Here is a 16719-nt window from a genome sequence, read left to right on the forward strand (position 1 = left end):
TCACCCCACCGTCCACAGCGGACTTAGCGGTCCCGGATGACGACCTGTGCGTGGTCCTCGGGCGCCATGAAGATGCCCTGCTGCTGCGAAGTCGGGAACTCGCCGACCGGTTCGATGCGCAGCTCGGACAGAGCCATCGCCAGCACGATCTTCATTTCCTCGCGCGAGTAGTTGCGTCCGGGGCAGGTTCTTTCCCCACCCCCGAAAGCGCCCCACACGTACGGGCTCACCGAGGTCTCCATGAACCGCTCGGGAGTGAACCGCTCGGGCTCGTCGTACACCTCCGGGCTGCGCTGCAGCAGGTAGGCGCAGTGCACCAGGATGGTCTTGGCCGGGATCAGGTGTCCGTCGATCTCCAACGGTTCCCGGAGCATGCGCACCCCGTTGAGCGCCGATACCGGGTGTAGCCGCAGCACCTCCATGATCGTCGCTTCGAGGTACTTCCGGGAACTGAAGGCCTCTCGCCGCAACGGACGCTCCCGAAAGTCTTCGCCCAGCTCGCGCAGCAGTTCCTCGTACACGTCCTCGTGGTGCAGGATCCGCAAGAACGCCCAGGACAGGGTGTTGGCTGTCGTGGAGAAGCCGGTGAACAGCAGGCTGAACACCTCGTCGCGCACGACTTCCCGGGTCAGTGACGCATCACCGTCGGCCGCGAACCGCAGCAGGGTGGCGAGCACGTCGTCCCGGCCTGCCTCGTCCGACTTGACCAGGTGACCGTCGATTCGTGCGTCGACGAAGGAGCGGATCTTCCCATCCGCTTCCAGCACGTCGTCGAGCGTGTTGTGCGCGTTCTCGATCCGCGGCATCAACGCCGCCAGCTCGACGCGATCCAGCTCGTCGAAGTTGCCGCAGACGATCTCGACGATGATCTCCGACGTGAGCTTCTGCAGAGCGGGAAACAGGGCGAAAGGTGTTTCCCTGGGCCACTGCGACAGGTTCCGGTCGATGGCCGAGGAGATGATCGAGACGTAATCCCGGCCGCCGCTGAACGACGGCAGGATCTGCGACCGCCGGTACCGGTGGTCCTTGCCGTCGAGGTAGGACACGGACTTCTCGTTGGTGCCGAAGAACAGCGCGTTGGCCTGGGCACCGCTGATGGTCTCCGCATCGGCCGAGTACATCGCCTTGATCTGGTGCGGCCGGGACAAGAAAACCCAGTGACCGTTGTTGTCGATATCCACCAGCTCTTCGTTGCCGAGACCGCCCAGCCGCAGCGTGAAGATGGTTCCGTGCTCCCGCTCCAGCTCGAGCACGCGTCCGAACGGATCCTGGTTGAAGCGTTCGAGTTGTTCCCCCGTACTACCGGTCGGTCCGGGCGGGAATGCTGGCTCAGTCGTGGTCGGCATTGCTCAAAGCCTCCTGTCGCACGTTGCTGATCGACCAGGCGACGTCGTCGAGGAGCTGGTCGATGGTTGCCTTGTCGGTCTGGTGATGCAGCACGCACGCACGGATGACCAGGCCCTCTCGGGGCAAGCGGGCAGTCGCGAGGTAGACGTTCCCGCGCGCGCAGATCAGTTCGCAGAGCCGCTCATTCAACAGTTCTTCCTCCGCACCGCTCTCGGCGCGCAGCTTGAAGGCGACCACCGGCAGGTGTCGCGAACCCCGTTCCACGACCTCGATCCCGTCCAGCCGGCGCAGCCGTTCGGCGAGATCGGCGGCCAGGTCGAGCTTCTCGTCCAGGGACTGCTCGAACGCGAGGACACCGTGCAACTTGATCGGCAGCCACGCGGTCAGCCCGCGCACCTCCCGAGTCAGTTCGGGCCCGTAGTCGCAGAAGTCGACGTGGTCGTCGTCGCTGGTGAGTTCCGGAATGTAGCCGGCACCGGGAACCTCGAACGCGCCACGCAGGTTCGCCTGATCCTTCACCAGCAGCGCCGACGTACCGTGCGGCAGGAACAGCGACTTGTGCGCGTCGACGGCGATGGAGTCGCCCTGCTCGATTCCGCTGAGCAGTGCCCGGCCGCGTTCGGTGAGCCGGAAGAAGCCACCGAAGCACGCGTCGACGTGGTACCAGATTCCCTCTTGCCTGCAGAGGTCACCGAGCCGCACCAGGTCGTCGATCGCCCCGGTGTTGGTGGTGCCCGCCGTGCCGACCACGCACGCCGGAGACAGCCCGAGCCGCCTGTCCTGCTCGATCCGCTCCCGCAAGTTCTCGACGTCGATGGTGTGATCGGGATGGGCGTCGACGACCCGGACCCGATCGGTTTCGACGCCTGCCATCCGCGCCGCCTTCGCGACCGAGAAGTGGCCCTGGCTCGAGACGTACACGGTGGCGGAACGCCGCGACACCTCGTCCTGCTGTTCCAGGGCACACCGCAGGCCCATGAAGTTGGCGATGGAACCACCTGTCGTGAGGTAGCCGAACGACCCTTCGCCGTAGCCGAGCATCCCGCAGAACCAACGGATCACGTTGGTCTCGATCTGGGTGAAGCCGGGCGCGGCCGCCCACACCCCCGCGAACCGGTTCAGCGTGCGGGCGAGGAACTCCCCGACGGCCGCCTGGAACAGGCCACCCGAGGGCACGTGTGAGAGGAAACCGGGATGCGGGTGGATCATCCCGTTGGTCATCACCGTGTCGAACACCTCCTTCAACAAGGTGTCCAGGTCGGTACCCAGCAAGGGTGGGCGTGGCTCCCGCAGCCGGACGGCCACCCGCCTGCCCTCCGAGTAGTCGCGGGCGTTCTCCGCACCGTGCAGGTAGGACGCCGGGTATCGCCCGGCGGCGAGGTCTTCCTGGTATTTCAGAATCCGGGCCACGACGGTGTTCACGAACGTTCTGGACTCGTCCGGTGTGAGCTCCAGACTCGACGACAGGGCGGTGAGCTCGGCTGCGTTGTCGGGAACGCACGGATTCTCGGTTGCCCTGGCGGCGTAGGCCTCGATGATCCGATCCGCTTCGGTTCCGGCGTCGAAACGCTCGCACAGTTCGTCCAATACCTTCTCCTGCTGTTCCCGAATGCGCACCACGTCCTGGTAGGGAATGTCGGTGAACGCCACCATGTGGTAGAGCGGGATGAACAGGTCGGGATGACGTTCGTGCAGTTTCTGCTCGAGATGACTTCGGGTGTGATAGGTGTTCTTACCGGTCTGCGAGGTCAGTTCTCTCAGGTTGGAAAGGGACAGGTCCGCGATCGCGTCACCCGGATCCTTGCGGGCTGCCGTGAAGTCGATCAGGGTCTGCCGGATCGCCTCGGTGGGTCCGATCGCTTTCAAATGGCGATCGAGAATCGCCGCGAATGTTTCCACGTCCTCGAAGGAGCAATTGATTCCCTGCCCGTAGAACGGCACCATCGTGTGCGCGGAATCACCGATGAGCACCGCTCGTTCGTGGTGGTACGGAAAACATTTGACCGTCTTCAACGAGGCGGGCGGTGTCGCGAGCACGTCCGTGGATGCATCGGGGACGTACTTCGCGAGATCCGCGAAATGGCGTTCGAAAAGGGCGTCCACATCACCGGGCGTGCGCAACGACCGGAAACTCGGCTGCCCCTCCGAGCCGGTCAACGGCATGAACAGGCTGGTCGTGTAGCTGTTGTCGACGTTGGGTTGGGCAAGCGCCATGAAATCGCCGCGCGGCCAGACGTGCAGGCCGTGGAGCTGGCTCGCGGGTTGTTCCGGATCGCGCAGGGCGCCGAGCAACGCGTGCTGCCCGTCCGTCCCCGGCGGTGTGCGCAGTTCGACATAACCGTGCTCGATGTACTCCTGGGTGATGCGCATGCGGGCACCGCGCCGGGACATCTCGTGCCGAACGATGCTGTTCGCGCCGTCGCAGCCGATGAGGACGTCCCCGGCCGCTTCGGTGATTCCGTTGCCTTCCACCGCGAACGTGGCCCGTGCCGTGTTCGGGTCCGCGCCTACGCACTGGTGTCCGAAAAAGAACCTGGTGCCCGCGTTCTCGGCCTCGGTGAGCAGCGTGCGATGCAGGCTGTCTCGTGGAATCGACAACAGGTGGTGGTCCGGCGCGGTTCCGTACTGCTGGTACGAGAGCGTCCCGTCCGCTTGGTGAATAACCCGTTGTGGAAGCGGAACACCCATTCCGTAGAGGGCTTCGGTGAGCTTCGGGGCAAGCGATCCCAACCCGCGCCGGGTAAGAGTGAGATTGAACGAGTGGCTCTTGTTGAAGGGTAATCGCCGGATGTCGACGCTTTTTTCGTAGACGTCGACCGGAATGGAACGGGCGCGGAGCTGGAGCGCGACCAGACACGCGACAGGACCGGCTCCGATGATGATCGCCTTGAACGGGTGGACGTTTCCCTGCATGATGCCTCCTCCCCAGTGGTTCTGCGACGGGGAATCGGAACTGTTGGTTCGAGGACGTTCCCGGGAACGGATCTCCAGGATCAGCCCTGGTCGGTATTGCGAACCCGGTACCGACGAACGCTATGCGGGGATGCTCTCGCTCTCCTCTCCACGCACTCTCCACCTGTTTCGCGAGATGGTGGAGCGAGATGGTGGAAACTCGATCCGCGGCGCCCGCGAAAGGCTCCGGTGAGCGCGTCCCGATGTCGAACCGTCCCGCCTCGCTCGGCCGACCGGGCCGCCACCCACCAACCGGTGTGTCTATGGTGAAGGCGTGCGCATCTTGTTCTCGGCTCTTCCGACCCACGGTCACTGCTACCCGCTGCTCCCACTGGCGGTCGCCGCCCGCCGAGCCGGGAACGAGGTCGTCTTCGCGACCGGGCCGGCGTTCCACTCGACCCTGATCGCGGCGGGTCTCGAACCCGCCACCGCGGGGATGAGCATGCCCGAAGCCGTGGAAGAAATGCGCGGTGCCAACGGGGAGCTCAGCCGAGACGACTTCTCCGTGGCGGAATGGCAGCGGCAGGTCATGTCCCGAGTGTTCGGTGATGTGCTGCCGCGCCGATTCGTCCGCGACCTGATCCCCGTACTGGACGATGCCCGGTTCGACCTGGTGGTGCACGAGGCGGGCAACCCCGGCGCCGGTCTGGCCGCCATGCGCGCCGGCGTACCGGGCGTGTGCCACGGATTCGGCCGCGAGGACATCAGCAGCGTCGGCCCGCTCTTGCTGGAATCACTGCACTCGCTCGGGTCCGAAATGGGACTCCCGCTGCCGAGTCCTCTGTCGAGCTCCCTCGGCAACCCGTACCTCGACATCTACCCGGCCTCGCTGCGCGGCCCGGAGTCGGGCACCGCACCGAACCGCATCCCGCTGCGTCCGGTGCCGTTCGACGAGGGAGGCAAGCTGCCGGGGGTGGTGACCGCACGGGATCGCGGACGCCCGCTCGTCTACCTGACTCTCGGCACCGCGTTCGCCAACGCCGAACTGCTGCGAACCGCTATCGAGGGTCTGGCCGCGGTCGACGGCGATCTGATGGTCGCCGCCGGGCCGCGGGTGGAGGCGAGTGAACTGTGGGACGTGCCCGACAACGTCACCGTTCTGCCGTGGGTTCCGCAAGCGGAGCTGCTGCCGCACGCCGATCTCGTCGTGCACCACGGCGGTTCGGGTACGACGCTCGGCGCACTTGGCGCTGCCGTCCCGCAGCTGTTCCTCCCGCAAGGAGCGGATCAGTTCATCAATGCCGACGCCGCCGTTGCCGCCGGTGCGGGTACCCAGCTGTTCCCGGCGGACGCCACCCCGGATTCCATCAACGCGGCCGCCCGAGCACTGCTGGCGGGAACCGCTACCGCCTCCGCACGCCGGATCGCCGACGAAATCGCCGCGATGCCCTCCCCGGAGGAGGTCGCGACGCGGCTGCCCGAGTTCACCCGCGGTTGATCCGCCGATGTGCCGGGGCGGCTTCGACGTTGGTCGCCCTGGCGCGCCGGATGACGCGGTTTCAGAACATCCAGCCGATACCGGCGGCGAGGGCGACCACGGCCGCGGCCGCCAGCATGATCGCCAAACCGCGCGTGTTCTTCCAGGTGGTGTAGGCACCACCTGCCAGGAAACCCGCCACTCCCAGCAGGATTATCGGAAGGTAGTCCTGCACAGCACGCTCCTCGCCGCATTCATCGCCATCCTGGCCAGTTTACGCGGCGGGGCATCGGCTGGACGCGTGCGGCGCCGGTGACATCGACGGGCCGTGGTGCCCGCTGCGAATGATGATCGTCGTCGCCACCTCGTGGTCACGGGTCCGTACGGCCGATCTCAGGTCGTCGCGGGGGCGGCCGTGGGTGCGGTCATCGGCGGCGGCCGGTTCTCACTGCTCTAGCCGGGTAAAACGAACAACCACAGTGCACGGTCGCGGTGACCGATCGCAGTGGCCTGCCTCCGACCATAGTGGACGCCCAAGCGGGGTGAACACAGAGGACCCCGCACCCACGTTTCGTCAGCCCGCCGGTTCCGGTTCCGTGCGCCGGTCACCATCGACCATGGCCGCGAGCCGGGGCACCACCTCGTCCAACGCGATGGGCAGACTCAGCACCGACCCGAACGAGAGCGCTCCGTTGACTCTGCTCATCTGCGGCATCACCAGGTCACGACCCTGCTTCACGGTGTCGAGCTCCTGGTAGACGCGCTTGTCGGCGACACCGCGCCCGGCGGTGTCGTAGACGCCGAGCAGGAGCGCATCAGCTTCGAGCACCTTCAGGCGTTCCAGGCTGACCTGGACCGGCGCGCGATTCTCGCCGGTGAACAACCCCGCCGCAGCGGGCGGAAGCTCGAGCCCGAGCTGGGTGAGGAACTTCGGCGCGGGCCCCTCGGCGTAGGCGTAGGCCTCGCCCCCCATCGAGGCCGCGAGCAGTGCCGTCGAATCGGCGAAACCGGGGTTTTCCGCGCGTGTCCGGTCGAACCGCTGCTCCAGCCGGCGGACGAGGTCTTCGGCCTGCTGCTCGCGTCCCATCGCCTGTCCGATGACGCGAGTGATTTCCTGCCAGGGCGCACCGTAATCGGCGTAGTCCTCGGGCTGGGCCACCGTGGGCGCGATCTTCGCGAGGGTGTCGTACTCCTGCGCGGTCAACCCCGAATTGACTCCGATGACGAGGTCCGGCTCGAAGCCCACGATACGTTCGAAATCGAGCCCGTCCACGGGAAGCACTTCGGGCAGCGGGCGATCACCCAGCGCCTGCCGCGCCCACGGCCACAGGGCACCGGGGTGGTCACCGAACCACTCGCGCACCGCCACGGGGGCACTTCCGAGCGCCAGTACGTAGTCCTGCTCGGTCAGGCCGACGGTGACGATCCGGGAGGGGATGCCTTCGATCTCGGTCACGCCGTGCTTGTGCTGGATCTTGCGTGGCTTGCTCCCTTCCTCGTTCGAACCGGAAGCCCCGAAACCGCAGCCGGCGGCACCCACCGCCAGCAGTCCACCCATCGCCGCGAGGAAACCCCGGCGACCGATGTCTTTCCGGGACGACACCGACGACGGCGTCCGGGACTGTCCATCAAGGCGAGCATCATCGCCTGCTGCCATACCCAATTTTCTTTTCTCTTTCGTTCCGCGGAATTCAGCGCTTTTCGCGCGCACGCATCGGCCGCACGAATGCGGCTCCGGCGGCGCGTTGCGCCTGGTGTTTCAGTCAGACGATGTCCGGATCCCCAGGCAGGTTCGCGTTGCGCGGTACCTGCCCGTGCAACCGCCTATCGGCTATGCAGCGACTTCGGCGGTGGGGCGTACCGGGCGGAACGCGGCCACCGAACGCTTCCGAACCGAGTTCTCAGTCCTCGGTTTCCTTGACGCGGTCGCGCTGCTGCACGACCGCCCTCCCCGTGTCCTCTTCGGACTTTCCTTGCCGCCAGTAGCCGGTGAAGGTGATCGCCCGCTTCTCGAATCCGCGCTCGGAAACCAAGTGGCGGCGGACGTGCTTGACCACGCCGGCTTCACCCGCCAGCCACGCGTACGGGAAGCCGGCCGGGAACTCGTCGGCACGCAACGCTTCCAGCAAGCGCTGCCCACGCGGCGCGGAACCGCGCGGCAACCACCGGATGTCGACGTCCGCCGGGGTGTCGAAGTGCTGTTCGTCCACCTCCGAACCGGTTTCCACGAACACGCGGGCGGCGACCTCCCGCGGCAGGCTCTCCACGATCGCCGCGATGGCCGGAACAGCGGTCTCGTCACCGACGAGCAGCTGCCAGTTCGCCTCCGGTGGCACCGCGTAGATGCCGTGCGGACCGATCATCGCCACCTCGTCACCAGGGCGGGCGCGCCGCGCCCAGCGCGATGCGGGCCCGTCGTCACCGTGCAGGACGAAATCCACGTCGATCTCGCCGAGCGAGGGACGCAGCGCACGAACCGTGTAGGTACGCATCGCAGGCCGCACATCGTCGGGCATGTCCAGATAGGCCCGGTACCAGGACATGCCGTATTCGGTCTCGCCCTCCGGGAGCTGGGGCCGAGCCTGTCCGGGGATCGGGAAGAACAGTTTGACGTACTGATCCGGCCCAGCACCCACGATCCAGCGGAGGTCGGCCCCCTCGAACCCGACCCGCAGCATGTTGGGGGTCACCGATTCGACACTGCGCACGGTCGCGAAGCGATAGCTCGTGCGGGTCGTAGTGGCCTGTGCCGTCGTACTCATCCACCCCTCCATTCGACGCTAAGGGGAGGCTAACCTAAAAACAGAGCGGCGGCCAGAGCTGATTTTGATCGAACTCGCTCCGAAGCGGCCCGCTCAACGCGCGTGTCTACGCCTTGAGGCCCAACCATGCGGTGAAATGCGCGATGCTGTCCGACTTGCGGCGCTCGGCGAGGGCGATCGCCCGAGCGGTCTCGTGCACCTGGGGGTGGTAGCGGGTCTGCTGCGGAGCGACCCGCCGGGCCTGGTTCAACGCTTTGAGCGCGTTCGCGTGCTCGCCGGACAGCACCCACGCGCGGGCCACGTCCTGCCAGTGGTGCCCGACGCGATTCGGCGGGGTGTCCGGCGGCAGGTTCAACGCCGAACCGTCCCGCGCCGCTCGACCGGGATCACCGACCTCCAACGAGACCGCCACATCGTGGATCTCCACGTTCCCCGGCCCGAAATTGGTGTCGTAAGCCGTCGACGCACGCCCCAACCGCGCACCGAACGTGCGCGCCTCGCGGACGTGCTCCCGCGCGCGGTCCGGGAGGCCCGCCCGAGCCGAGATGATCGCTCCGCGCAGATGTGCCGACCCGCGCAGCGCAAGCACGGGCTCCTCGTCCGCGAACCCGGTCGTTCTGTCGAGCGAGCGGGCCACGAGATCGCCGGCGGTGTCGTAGGAAGCGTGGGACAGCAGCAGCAATGAACGGTGCTGTGCCGCGTGCGCGAGCAGCAGCTGATCGTCCGACTTCTCGGCGGCGATCTCCATCCGATCGACCGCGTGCGCGGCCAGAACCGTCCAGCCGAACCGGTAGACGAGCTGCGCGGTGTTGGCGTACGCGGCGGCCAGCATGCGCTGCGCGTGCTCGCGCCGCGCGCCGCTCGTGGCTTGCTCGACAGCCCCCAAGAGCTGGCGTAGCAGCACGGGCATGAGCTCGATCGCTTGGTGGGCCCGGTCGGTGCGGCGTAGCTCGCGGACTCGCTCCAGGTCCGCGGCCAGGTCGGCAGCCGATCCGGGGTCCACCGCGAGCACCCAGTTTCCCTCGGCGAACAGCGCGCGCAGCGCGGAAAGACCCGGCGCCCCGCCGTCGTCGTCGAGCAGCTCCCGGTAGGGCTGGCCGTAGAGCTCCTCCGTCTCGATGCCCAAGGCGCGGACGACCGCGGCGACGAAGGCGGGCGAAGCCGGCTCTCTCCCCTGTTCCACCGCCCGCACCATGCTGGTGCTGTAGTTCGCCCGCTGTGCGAGGGCGTGCTGGTTCAGGCCGGCGACCTTGCGTGCCATGGCCACACGCTCACCAGTGGTCGAACCAGCTGCGACGGAGCTCATCAACTCTCCTCGAACGCGCGAATACAACCATGCTTTAGGGTAAATGCAGGTGCACATGAAGACACCGACATACGCTTACTGTCACCAGACTGTCACTCCGGGTGCCCGGTATGAATTACCGTCGGGCACGCAGGATTACGACAAGTGAACAAGCAGGTGACGAGCATGGTGCGTGCACTCCGCGATCGGCACGTCGGTCACTACCGTCCGACCGATACCGCCGCGCTCCGCACACAACGCCCGGCGACCGGGACGTGGCGATGCTGAACATCCGCTACCGCTTCGGCGTGGTGGGGGAATCAGCCCGCGTGGTGCATGCGGCGACCACGACCCCGGAAGGACAGCTGGTCTCCCTCTGCGGGCAGACCTTCGATCCGGAGCTGATGGAAGTAGCTCACGGCATGCCGTGCATGAGCTGCGTACGGATCACCGCGACGCTGGGGGACCGGAACCGCCGGATCGAACACGAACGGCGGATACCCCGCAGCGGGGACGAATGACGCTCCCTGCCACGGAAGTGCGAAATTCCGACCCGCACGGGTTCCGGTGCTGCGCAACGGACCATCGCCACGGCTGCCAACGGTCATGGTGACGGGTTCGGGCTCACCGGCACGGATCTCGACCGAGGCGGCCGATCGCGCAGGTGAGCCGAAAAACGACCAAGAACACCGCGACCGGCCTCGCGACCGGGGCCGAACATCCGCCGATTGGAGCAGGTCGATGACCCTGGTGCTGATCCTCATCGCGGGTCTGGCCATACCGCTGGCGGTGCTGGCCTGGGCTCCGTGGGAAACGTCCGACGAACACGACCGCAGCTAGACCGGCGACCGCCCCTGGGGGACAGGTGAGAGGCGTTGACTTCGGCGAAAGTCGACGCCTCTACCGCCACGTCCGCCGCTACTCCGCCGAACCGAGGGTCGAAACTGGGCTCAGAGCGCGCCCTTGGTGGAGGGGACCACCCCGGCGAACCGGGGGTCCGGCTCCACCGCCGCACGCAGCGCCCGGGCGATCGCCTTGTACTCGGCCTCGGCGATGTGGTGCGGGTCCCGGCCGTGGATCACCCGGGTGTGCAGGTTGATCTGCGAGTGAAACGCGATCGATTCGAACACGTGCCGGTTGAGCACGAACGGGTAGTTGCCGCCGATCGTGAAGCTGTTGTACTGCTCGGGCTCACCGGCCATCACGCAGTACGAACGCCCCGAGACGTCCACGGCCGCGTGCGCGAGCGTCTCGTCCATCGGGATCCAGGCATCCCCGAAACGGCGGATCCCCTTCTTCTCCCCCAGCGCCTGGCGCAACGCCTGCCCGAACACGATGGCGGTGTCCTCGACGGTGTGGTGGGCATCGATGTGGACGTCGCCGGTGGCCCGCACCGTCAGGTCGAATGCCGCGTGGGTGCCCAGCGCGGTCAACATGTGGTCGTAGAACGGCACCGTCGTGTCCACCTCGACCTGCCCCGTCCCGTCGAGGTCCAGCTCGACGAACACGGACGATTCCTTCGTGGTGCGTTCGACCTTGCCCGTGCGGGTGCCGATCGGGAAAGCTGCCTGGGTCACTGGGAGATCTCCTCGCTCACAGCCTTGCTGGCGACCAGGAAGGCGTCGTTTTCCTCCGGGTTTCCGATCGTCACCCGCAAATGTGCGGGGATCCCGACGTCCCGGATGAGCACATCGGAATCGAGGTAGCGTTCCCACGCCCGGTGCGCGTCCTCGAATCGTCCGAACAGGACGAAGTTGGCGTCGCTGGGGACCGTTGTGAACCCTAGTTCCCGCAACGACCGCACCACCCGCTCACGCTCGTCCACGAGCGCCTGGACCGACCCCAGCGTCGCCTCCGCGTGGCGGAGGGCGGCCCGGGCGGCGGCTTGGGTGAGCGCCGAGAGGTGGTAGGGCAGCCGGACCAGCAGCAACGCGTCGATCACGGCGGGCGCGGCAGCGAGGTAACCGAGCCGGCCCCCCGCGAAGGCGAACGCCTTGCTCATGGTGCGACTGACGATCAATTTCGCCGGGTACTGGCCGATGAGCCTGACCGCGCTCGGCTCCGAGGAGAACTCCACGTAGGCCTCGTCGACCACCACCACGCCCGGTGCGGCTTCGAGCACCGCCCGCAGATCGTCGACGGACACGGACTGCCCAGTGGGGTTGTTCGGGCTGGTCACGAAGACCACGTCGGGCCGCTTCTCGGAAACGATCCGCGCGGCCTCCGCACCGTCGAGGCTGAAGTCGTCCCGACGCGGCGCGGGCAACCACTCGGTACGGGTCCCCGCCGAGAGGATCGGGTGCATCGAGTACGACGGCTCGAATCCGAGCGCTGTGCGGTCCGGGCCGCCGAACGCTTGGAGGATCTGCTGCAGAACCTCGTTCGACCCGTTGGCCGCCCAGACGTTCGCCTCCGAGACCGTCACTCCGGTCGCGCCGGTGAGGTAGGCGGCCAGATCGGCCCGCAGCTCGGTGGCGTCCCGATCCGGGTAGCGATGCAGTCCGGCCGCGGTCTCCCGAACGGCTTCGGTCACGTCCGAAACCAACTCGGGCGGCGGTGGGAACGGGTTCTCGTTGGTGTTGAGCCGCACCGACACGTCCAGCTGGGGTGCGCCATAGGGACTGCGTCCGCGCAGGTCCGCCCGCAGAGGCAGGTCGGACAGGTTCAGATCGCCACCGAGCACGTCACTCATGGGGTTCACTCTCTCGTGTGCCGTTCTCACGCGTCGAAGCGCGCGGTCACGGCCTGGCCGTGGGCGGGCAGGTCCTCGGCGTCGGCCAGGGCGACGACCTGGCCCGCGACGTCTCGCAACGCCTGCTCGCTGTAGTCGATGACATGGATGCCGCGCAGGAAGCTCTGCACGCTCAGCCCCGAGGAGTGCCGGGCACATCCGCCGGTGGGCAGCACGTGATTCGATCCGGCGCAGTAGTCCCCCAGCGACACCGGCGCATAGGGGCCGACGAAGACGGCGCCCGCATTGCGCACCCGTCCGGCCACCGCGGAAGCGTCCGCGGTCTGGATCTCCAGGTGCTCGGCCGCGTACGCGTCGACCACCCGCACCCCTTCGTCGACTCCCGACACCAGGATGCAGCCGGACTGCACACCGGTCAGAGCCGTTCGGATGCGTTCGGTGTGCTTGGTCGCGGCGACCTGGCTCTCCAGTTCGGCGTCGACCGCGTCGGCCAGCTGTTCGGAGTCGGTCACCAGCACGCTCGCGGCCAGGGTGTCGTGTTCGGCCTGGCTGATCAGGTCCGCCGCCACGTGCACCGGGTCGACGGTCGAGTCGGCGAGGATGGCGATCTCCGTCGGCCCCGCCTCGGAGTCGATGCCGATCAGGCTGCGCAGGTGCCGCTTGGCGGCCGTCACGTAGACGTTTCCCGGGCCGGTGACCATGTCGGCGGGCAGCAGCTCGCTGCCGTCGGTGTCGGTGCTGCCGTAAGCGAGGAGCGCCACGGCCTGCGCACCGCCGACCGCCCACACCTCCGCCACCCCGAGGAGTTCGGCGGCCGCCAGGATCGTCGGGTGGGGCAGACCCGCGAAATCGGCCTGCGGCGGGGAGCACACGACCAGCGAGTCGACTCCGGCGGCCTGTGCGGGCACCACGTTCATCACGACGCTCGACGGGTAGACCGCCAGCCCGCCCGGCGCGTACAGACCGACCCGCTCGACCGGTAGCCACCGCTCGGTGACCGTACCGCCGGGAACCACCTGGGTGGTCACATCGCTGCGCAGCTGGTCCTGATGGACCCTGCGCGCCCGCGCGATCGATTCCTCCAGGGCCGCCCGCACGGCGGGGTCGAGTTCGGCGAGTGCTCGGCGCAGCTCCCCCGCCGGTACCCGCACCTGCTCGGGACGCACCGAGTCGAAGCGCTCGGTGTAGTCGAGCACCGCGTCCACTCCGCGATCCCGCACGGCGTCGATCACCGGTCGCACCTGATGCAGCACGTGCTCCACGTCCGTTTCGGCGCGCGGCAGGGTCGCGCGCAGTTCTGCGGTGGAGGGAACACGACCGCGCAGGTCGGTACGGGTGAGCATGAGCGTCCTTCCGTGACGGGGGGATCCACCCCCCCAGGGTAATCGCCCCGGTTGGCCCCGGGACCACGGACGTCTCCCGTGTGACCTCGCCCTCCGCCGCGACCGGCGCGGGCATTCGGCTGCCCCGGTGCCCGGGCCGGTCGCCGATCGTGCCGCGCGGGCCCGTGAGCGCCCTCCGGTTACCGACGTCGAGTGGGAAAACTGGCCTGGTTTCTCCGACATAAGTGGGTTGCCAACCCCAAGATCACTGGCGGAACCTTTCAAGGTCACCTTCAGTGATCGATCGGAGACTCGATGTTGCGCTCACGACGCAAGGCCGCGACGGTAGCGGCAGCCGCGTGCCTGGTGCTCCTCCCGCCGCTCCAGGCCAGCGTGCTGGCAGCTCCGGACTCGCCCACTCCCGAGGCCGCCCCGCAGCAGGGACGGGCCGTCTACACCGTGGCGGGCACCGACACCGCCGCGCGTACCGAGATCAACCGCAGCGGCGCCCAGATCATCTCGGTGCGCGGCGGGACCGCCACCGTGGAAGCCACCGAGGGCCAGGCCGAGGCACTGCGCGCGGACGGGTTCGAACTCGAAAGGCAGACCGGCGTTGCCGAGGCGCTGGCAGGGATCAACGCGCGGACCCCGGCCGTTCCCGGGGATTTCCCACCGGAAGACCAGAAGTACCACAACTACGACGAGATGGTCGCCGAACTCGATTCGGCAGCCGGCGACCACTCCGACATCGCGGCCAAGTCCAGCATCGGCGAGACCTTCGAGGGCCGGGACATCCCGATGCTCAAGATCAGCGACAACGTCGGGAAGGACGAGGACGAGCCGGAGGTCCTGTTCAACTGCAACCAGCACGCTCGTGAGCACCTGACCACCGAGATGTGCCTGCGGATCGTCGACCGCTTCACCGGCGGGTACGGCAGCGATCCCACCGTCACGGAAATGGTCGACACCAGGGAGATCTGGGTCATTCCGATGCTCAACGTGGACGGTTCGATCTACGACGTGGAGTCCGGCCAGTACCGCGGTTGGCGCAAGAACCGGCAGGAGACCGGCACCGACCTGAACCGCAACTGGGGGTACAAGTGGGGGTGCTGCGGCGGTTCCAGCGGTGACCCCAACTCGGAGACCTACCGGGGCACCGAACCCTGGTCGGCCCCGGAAACCGCCGCCATGCGCGATTTCATCGACTCCCGCGTGGTCGACGGCACCCAGCAGATCAAGGCAGCCGTCGATTTCCACACCTACTCGGAGCTCGTGCTCTGGCCGTTCGGCCACACGACGGACGACACCACCGAGGGCATGTCCCAGGAGGAGCGCGACCGGTTCGAGCGGGTCGGTACCGCGATGGCCGAGACCAACGGCTACACCCCGCAACAATCCAGCGACCTCTACGTCACCGACGGCGACAGCCTGGACTGGATGTGGGGCGAGCACAAGATCCTGGCGTTCACCTTCGAGATGTACCCGGCTTCGGGCGGTGGCCTCGACGGCTTCTACCCGCCGGACGAGGTGATCGAGGAAGAGACCGCGCGCAACGACGCCGCGGTGGACCTCCTGCTCCGGGAGGCCGGCGCCTGACGTAGCGGCGTCGAAACACCGAGGACCGGGGTGCCCCACCACCCCGGTCCTCATCTGTTGTGGACCCCGCGCGACGCCGACCGGTTCGCGGCGATGACCGGTTCGCCGGGCGGGCGTTGACCAGGCACGGGTGCGGCGGGCGAATCATGTTCGCAATGTGGTCCGTCCCGTTGACACGCCCAGCACGTGGTGACAACGTCGCTGACTCGACCGCTCCCCCACCTCGCAACGTCGGGGAGCTCGACCGGATTCACTTCCGAAACCTGCGTTTCACCGCGATCGCCCGCCGGGGAGCATTCCCGCCGATACGAGAAAGATCTGAAGGATGACGACCGTTCCCCAGCGAGTGCCGTACGCCGAAGCCGCCCGCGAGCTGCTCAGGAACACACTGCTGGACGCGGCCACCGATCTGCTGCGGACGCGCTCGTGGCAGCACACCAAAATGGCGGACATCGCGAAAGCAGCCGGCGTCAGCAGGCAGACCCTGTACAAGGAATTCGGTTCTCGCCAAGCGTTCGCCGAGTCCTACATCCTCCGCGAGTCGGAACGGTTCCTCAACGCCGTCGAAGAAGCCGTCGCGGCTCGTCTCGACGCACCTCGCGAGGCGCTGTCGGCCGCCATCGAGGTCTTCCTGGTGGCAGCGGGCGAAGAGCCGCTCATCAGGGCGATCGTGGCCGGCGACGAGAGCGACGGCCTGCTGTCGGTGGTCACCAACCACGCGGGACCGCTGCTGGACGGAGCGAAACGGCGACTCGCGAACCACCTGAGCCGGAGCTGGCCGGACGCCGACCCGGTCGCGCTGGAGCCGATCGCCGAGTGCCTGGTCCGGTTGGCGGTCAGCCACGCCGCGTCCCCCGCCAGCACCCCGGCAGAAACAGCGGGGTCCATCTCGACCGTGCTGAGCCCCTACCTGGTTGAAACCGTGGGCTACTGAACGGCGAGGCCGAGCAGAGCGGAACCGCAGGACACCGCCCGGATCCGCCGCGACGCCACCGGCCAGGAAATCGAGCGGGGAAGGCCCCACCCCGAGGCAAGGCCTACCTCGAAGCAGGGCCTACCTCGAGGCAGGGCCTGCGCCGTTCCGGTGCGCGTCCGGTCCTGGACGCGTGCCGCTCGCCTCCCGAGCTGTCAGGACAGCAGGAGCACGATCACCCCGAGGACGATGCCCGCCACGACCACGACTCCAGCCGTGATCAGCATCTTGCGCAGCCGCGGTTCACCGTCGCGGACCTCCGCTTGAGCCCGTTCACGCCACTGCATGAACGTGGTGCCTTCGCCACCGTCGCTCACGTCCCTGTCTCCCATACTCTTCGCTGCCTCCAGAGCGTCCGCCACACGAACTTGCG

General features: G+C 67.6%; 14 protein-coding genes. 4 read left to right on the top strand and 10 right to left on the bottom strand.

All coding sequences use genetic code 11. From position 1 onward, the window contains the following. Positions 1 to 23 precede the first annotated feature (23 nt). Positions 24 to 1346 carry a cytochrome P450 gene (locus ACYVAN_RS00320; protein ID WP_460954292.1) on the bottom strand — a complete coding sequence of 441 codons (1323 nt, stop codon included), beginning with the start codon at positions 1344 to 1346 and terminating at the stop codon, positions 24 to 26. Beyond that, entirely contained in the window at positions 1330 to 4260 is a 2931-nt protein-coding gene (locus tag ACYVAN_RS00325; protein ID WP_460954294.1) for an aminotransferase class V-fold PLP-dependent enzyme, read from the bottom strand. Before ACYVAN_RS00325 ends, ACYVAN_RS00320 begins: the two co-directional genes overlap by 17 nt. 313 nt (positions 4261 to 4573) lie before the next feature. Between ACYVAN_RS00325 and ACYVAN_RS00330 the strand changes: the two genes are divergently transcribed. Beyond that, positions 4574 to 5737, top strand: coding sequence for a glycosyltransferase (locus ACYVAN_RS00330; protein ID WP_460954296.1), 1164 nt, complete (start codon positions 4574 to 4576; stop codon positions 5735 to 5737). Positions 5738 to 5798: 61 nt separating this feature from the next. On the opposite strand, the gene ACYVAN_RS00335 is transcribed toward ACYVAN_RS00330, so the two are convergent. The 4 genes from ACYVAN_RS00335 to ACYVAN_RS00350 all read right to left on the bottom strand — a co-directional run bounded on the left by ACYVAN_RS00335 (position 5799) and on the right by ACYVAN_RS00350 (position 9784). Beyond that, positions 5799 to 5951 (bottom strand): hypothetical protein, encoded by a 153-nt coding sequence (locus tag ACYVAN_RS00335; RefSeq protein ID WP_460954298.1) that lies wholly within the window; start codon positions 5949 to 5951, stop codon positions 5799 to 5801. 339 nt (positions 5952 to 6290) lie between these two features. Continuing rightward, on the bottom strand, positions 6291 to 7319 hold the full coding sequence (locus tag ACYVAN_RS00340; protein ID WP_460954300.1) for an ABC transporter substrate-binding protein: 1029 nt from the start codon (positions 7317 to 7319) through the stop codon (positions 6291 to 6293). Positions 7320 to 7617: 298 nt separating this feature from the next. Then, a complete protein-coding gene (locus tag ACYVAN_RS00345; protein WP_460954302.1) occupies positions 7618 to 8478 on the bottom strand; it encodes a siderophore-interacting protein in 861 nt (286 codons plus the stop codon). Positions 8479 to 8584: 106 nt separating this feature from the next. Beyond that, a complete protein-coding gene (locus tag ACYVAN_RS00350) occupies positions 8585 to 9784 on the bottom strand; it encodes a helix-turn-helix domain-containing protein (protein WP_460954304.1) in 1200 nt (399 codons plus the stop codon). A 260-nt stretch (positions 9785 to 10044) separates the two neighbouring features. Between ACYVAN_RS00350 and ACYVAN_RS00355 the strand changes: the two genes are divergently transcribed. Further along, on the top strand, positions 10045 to 10284 hold the full coding sequence (locus tag ACYVAN_RS00355) for a hypothetical protein (RefSeq protein ID WP_460954306.1): 240 nt from the start codon (positions 10045 to 10047) through the stop codon (positions 10282 to 10284). Between the two features lie 429 nt (positions 10285 to 10713). Here ACYVAN_RS00355 and hisB read toward each other — a convergent pair whose 3' ends face one another. The 3 genes from hisB to hisD are packed head-to-tail and all read right to left on the bottom strand — an operon-like array spanning position 10714 to position 13798. Further along, on the bottom strand, positions 10714 to 11340 hold the full coding sequence (hisB, locus tag ACYVAN_RS00360; RefSeq protein ID WP_460954308.1) for an imidazoleglycerol-phosphate dehydratase HisB: 627 nt from the start codon (positions 11338 to 11340) through the stop codon (positions 10714 to 10716). Beyond that, positions 11337 to 12455 (bottom strand): histidinol-phosphate transaminase, encoded by a 1119-nt coding sequence (locus ACYVAN_RS00365; protein WP_460954310.1) that lies wholly within the window; start codon positions 12453 to 12455, stop codon positions 11337 to 11339. Before ACYVAN_RS00365 ends, hisB begins: the two co-directional genes overlap by 4 nt. 26 nt (positions 12456 to 12481) lie before the next feature. Next, positions 12482 to 13798 carry a histidinol dehydrogenase gene (gene hisD, locus ACYVAN_RS00370; protein ID WP_460954312.1) on the bottom strand — a complete coding sequence of 439 codons (1317 nt, stop codon included), beginning with the start codon at positions 13796 to 13798 and terminating at the stop codon, positions 12482 to 12484. Between the two features lie 294 nt (positions 13799 to 14092). Here hisD and ACYVAN_RS00375 point away from each other — a divergent pair, with 294 nt between their 5' ends. Further along, positions 14093 to 15373 (top strand): M14 family metallopeptidase, encoded by a 1281-nt coding sequence (locus ACYVAN_RS00375; protein WP_460954314.1) that lies wholly within the window; start codon positions 14093 to 14095, stop codon positions 15371 to 15373. Between the two features lie 325 nt (positions 15374 to 15698). Beyond that, the gene (locus ACYVAN_RS00380) at positions 15699 to 16307 is read left to right on the top strand and encodes a TetR family transcriptional regulator (RefSeq protein ID WP_460954316.1); all 609 of its coding nucleotides are present in this window, start codon (positions 15699 to 15701) and stop codon (positions 16305 to 16307) included. Between the two features lie 194 nt (positions 16308 to 16501). Here the strand turns inward: ACYVAN_RS00380 and ACYVAN_RS00385 are convergent, their stop codons facing one another. Further along, positions 16502 to 16663 (bottom strand): hypothetical protein, encoded by a 162-nt coding sequence (locus ACYVAN_RS00385; RefSeq protein WP_460954318.1) that lies wholly within the window; start codon positions 16661 to 16663, stop codon positions 16502 to 16504. Between the last annotated feature and the right edge of the window lie 56 nt (positions 16664 to 16719).

Source organism: Parasphingorhabdus pacifica (assembly GCF_054779195.1).

Coding starts and splice junctions, on each gene's coding strand:
- ACYVAN_RS00320 (WP_460954292.1), bottom strand. CDS start 1,346: ATGCCGACCACGACTGAGCCAGCATTCCCGCCCGGACCGACCGGTAGT.
- ACYVAN_RS00325 (WP_460954294.1), bottom strand. CDS start 4,260: ATGCAGGGAAACGTCCACCCGTTCAAGGCGATCATCATCGGAGCCGGT.
- ACYVAN_RS00345 (WP_460954302.1), bottom strand. CDS start 8,478: ATGAGTACGACGGCACAGGCCACTACGACCCGCACGAGCTATCGCTTC.
- ACYVAN_RS00350 (WP_460954304.1), bottom strand. CDS start 9,784: ATGAGCTCCGTCGCAGCTGGTTCGACCACTGGTGAGCGTGTGGCCATG.
- ACYVAN_RS00355 (WP_460954306.1), top strand. CDS start 10,045: ATGCTGAACATCCGCTACCGCTTCGGCGTGGTGGGGGAATCAGCCCGC.
- ACYVAN_RS00365 (WP_460954310.1), bottom strand. CDS start 12,455: ATGAGTGACGTGCTCGGTGGCGATCTGAACCTGTCCGACCTGCCTCTG.
- hisD (WP_460954312.1), bottom strand. CDS start 13,798: ATGCTCACCCGTACCGACCTGCGCGGTCGTGTTCCCTCCACCGCAGAA.
- ACYVAN_RS00375 (WP_460954314.1), top strand. CDS start 14,093: ATGTTGCGCTCACGACGCAAGGCCGCGACGGTAGCGGCAGCCGCGTGC.
- ACYVAN_RS00380 (WP_460954316.1), top strand. CDS start 15,699: ATGACGACCGTTCCCCAGCGAGTGCCGTACGCCGAAGCCGCCCGCGAG.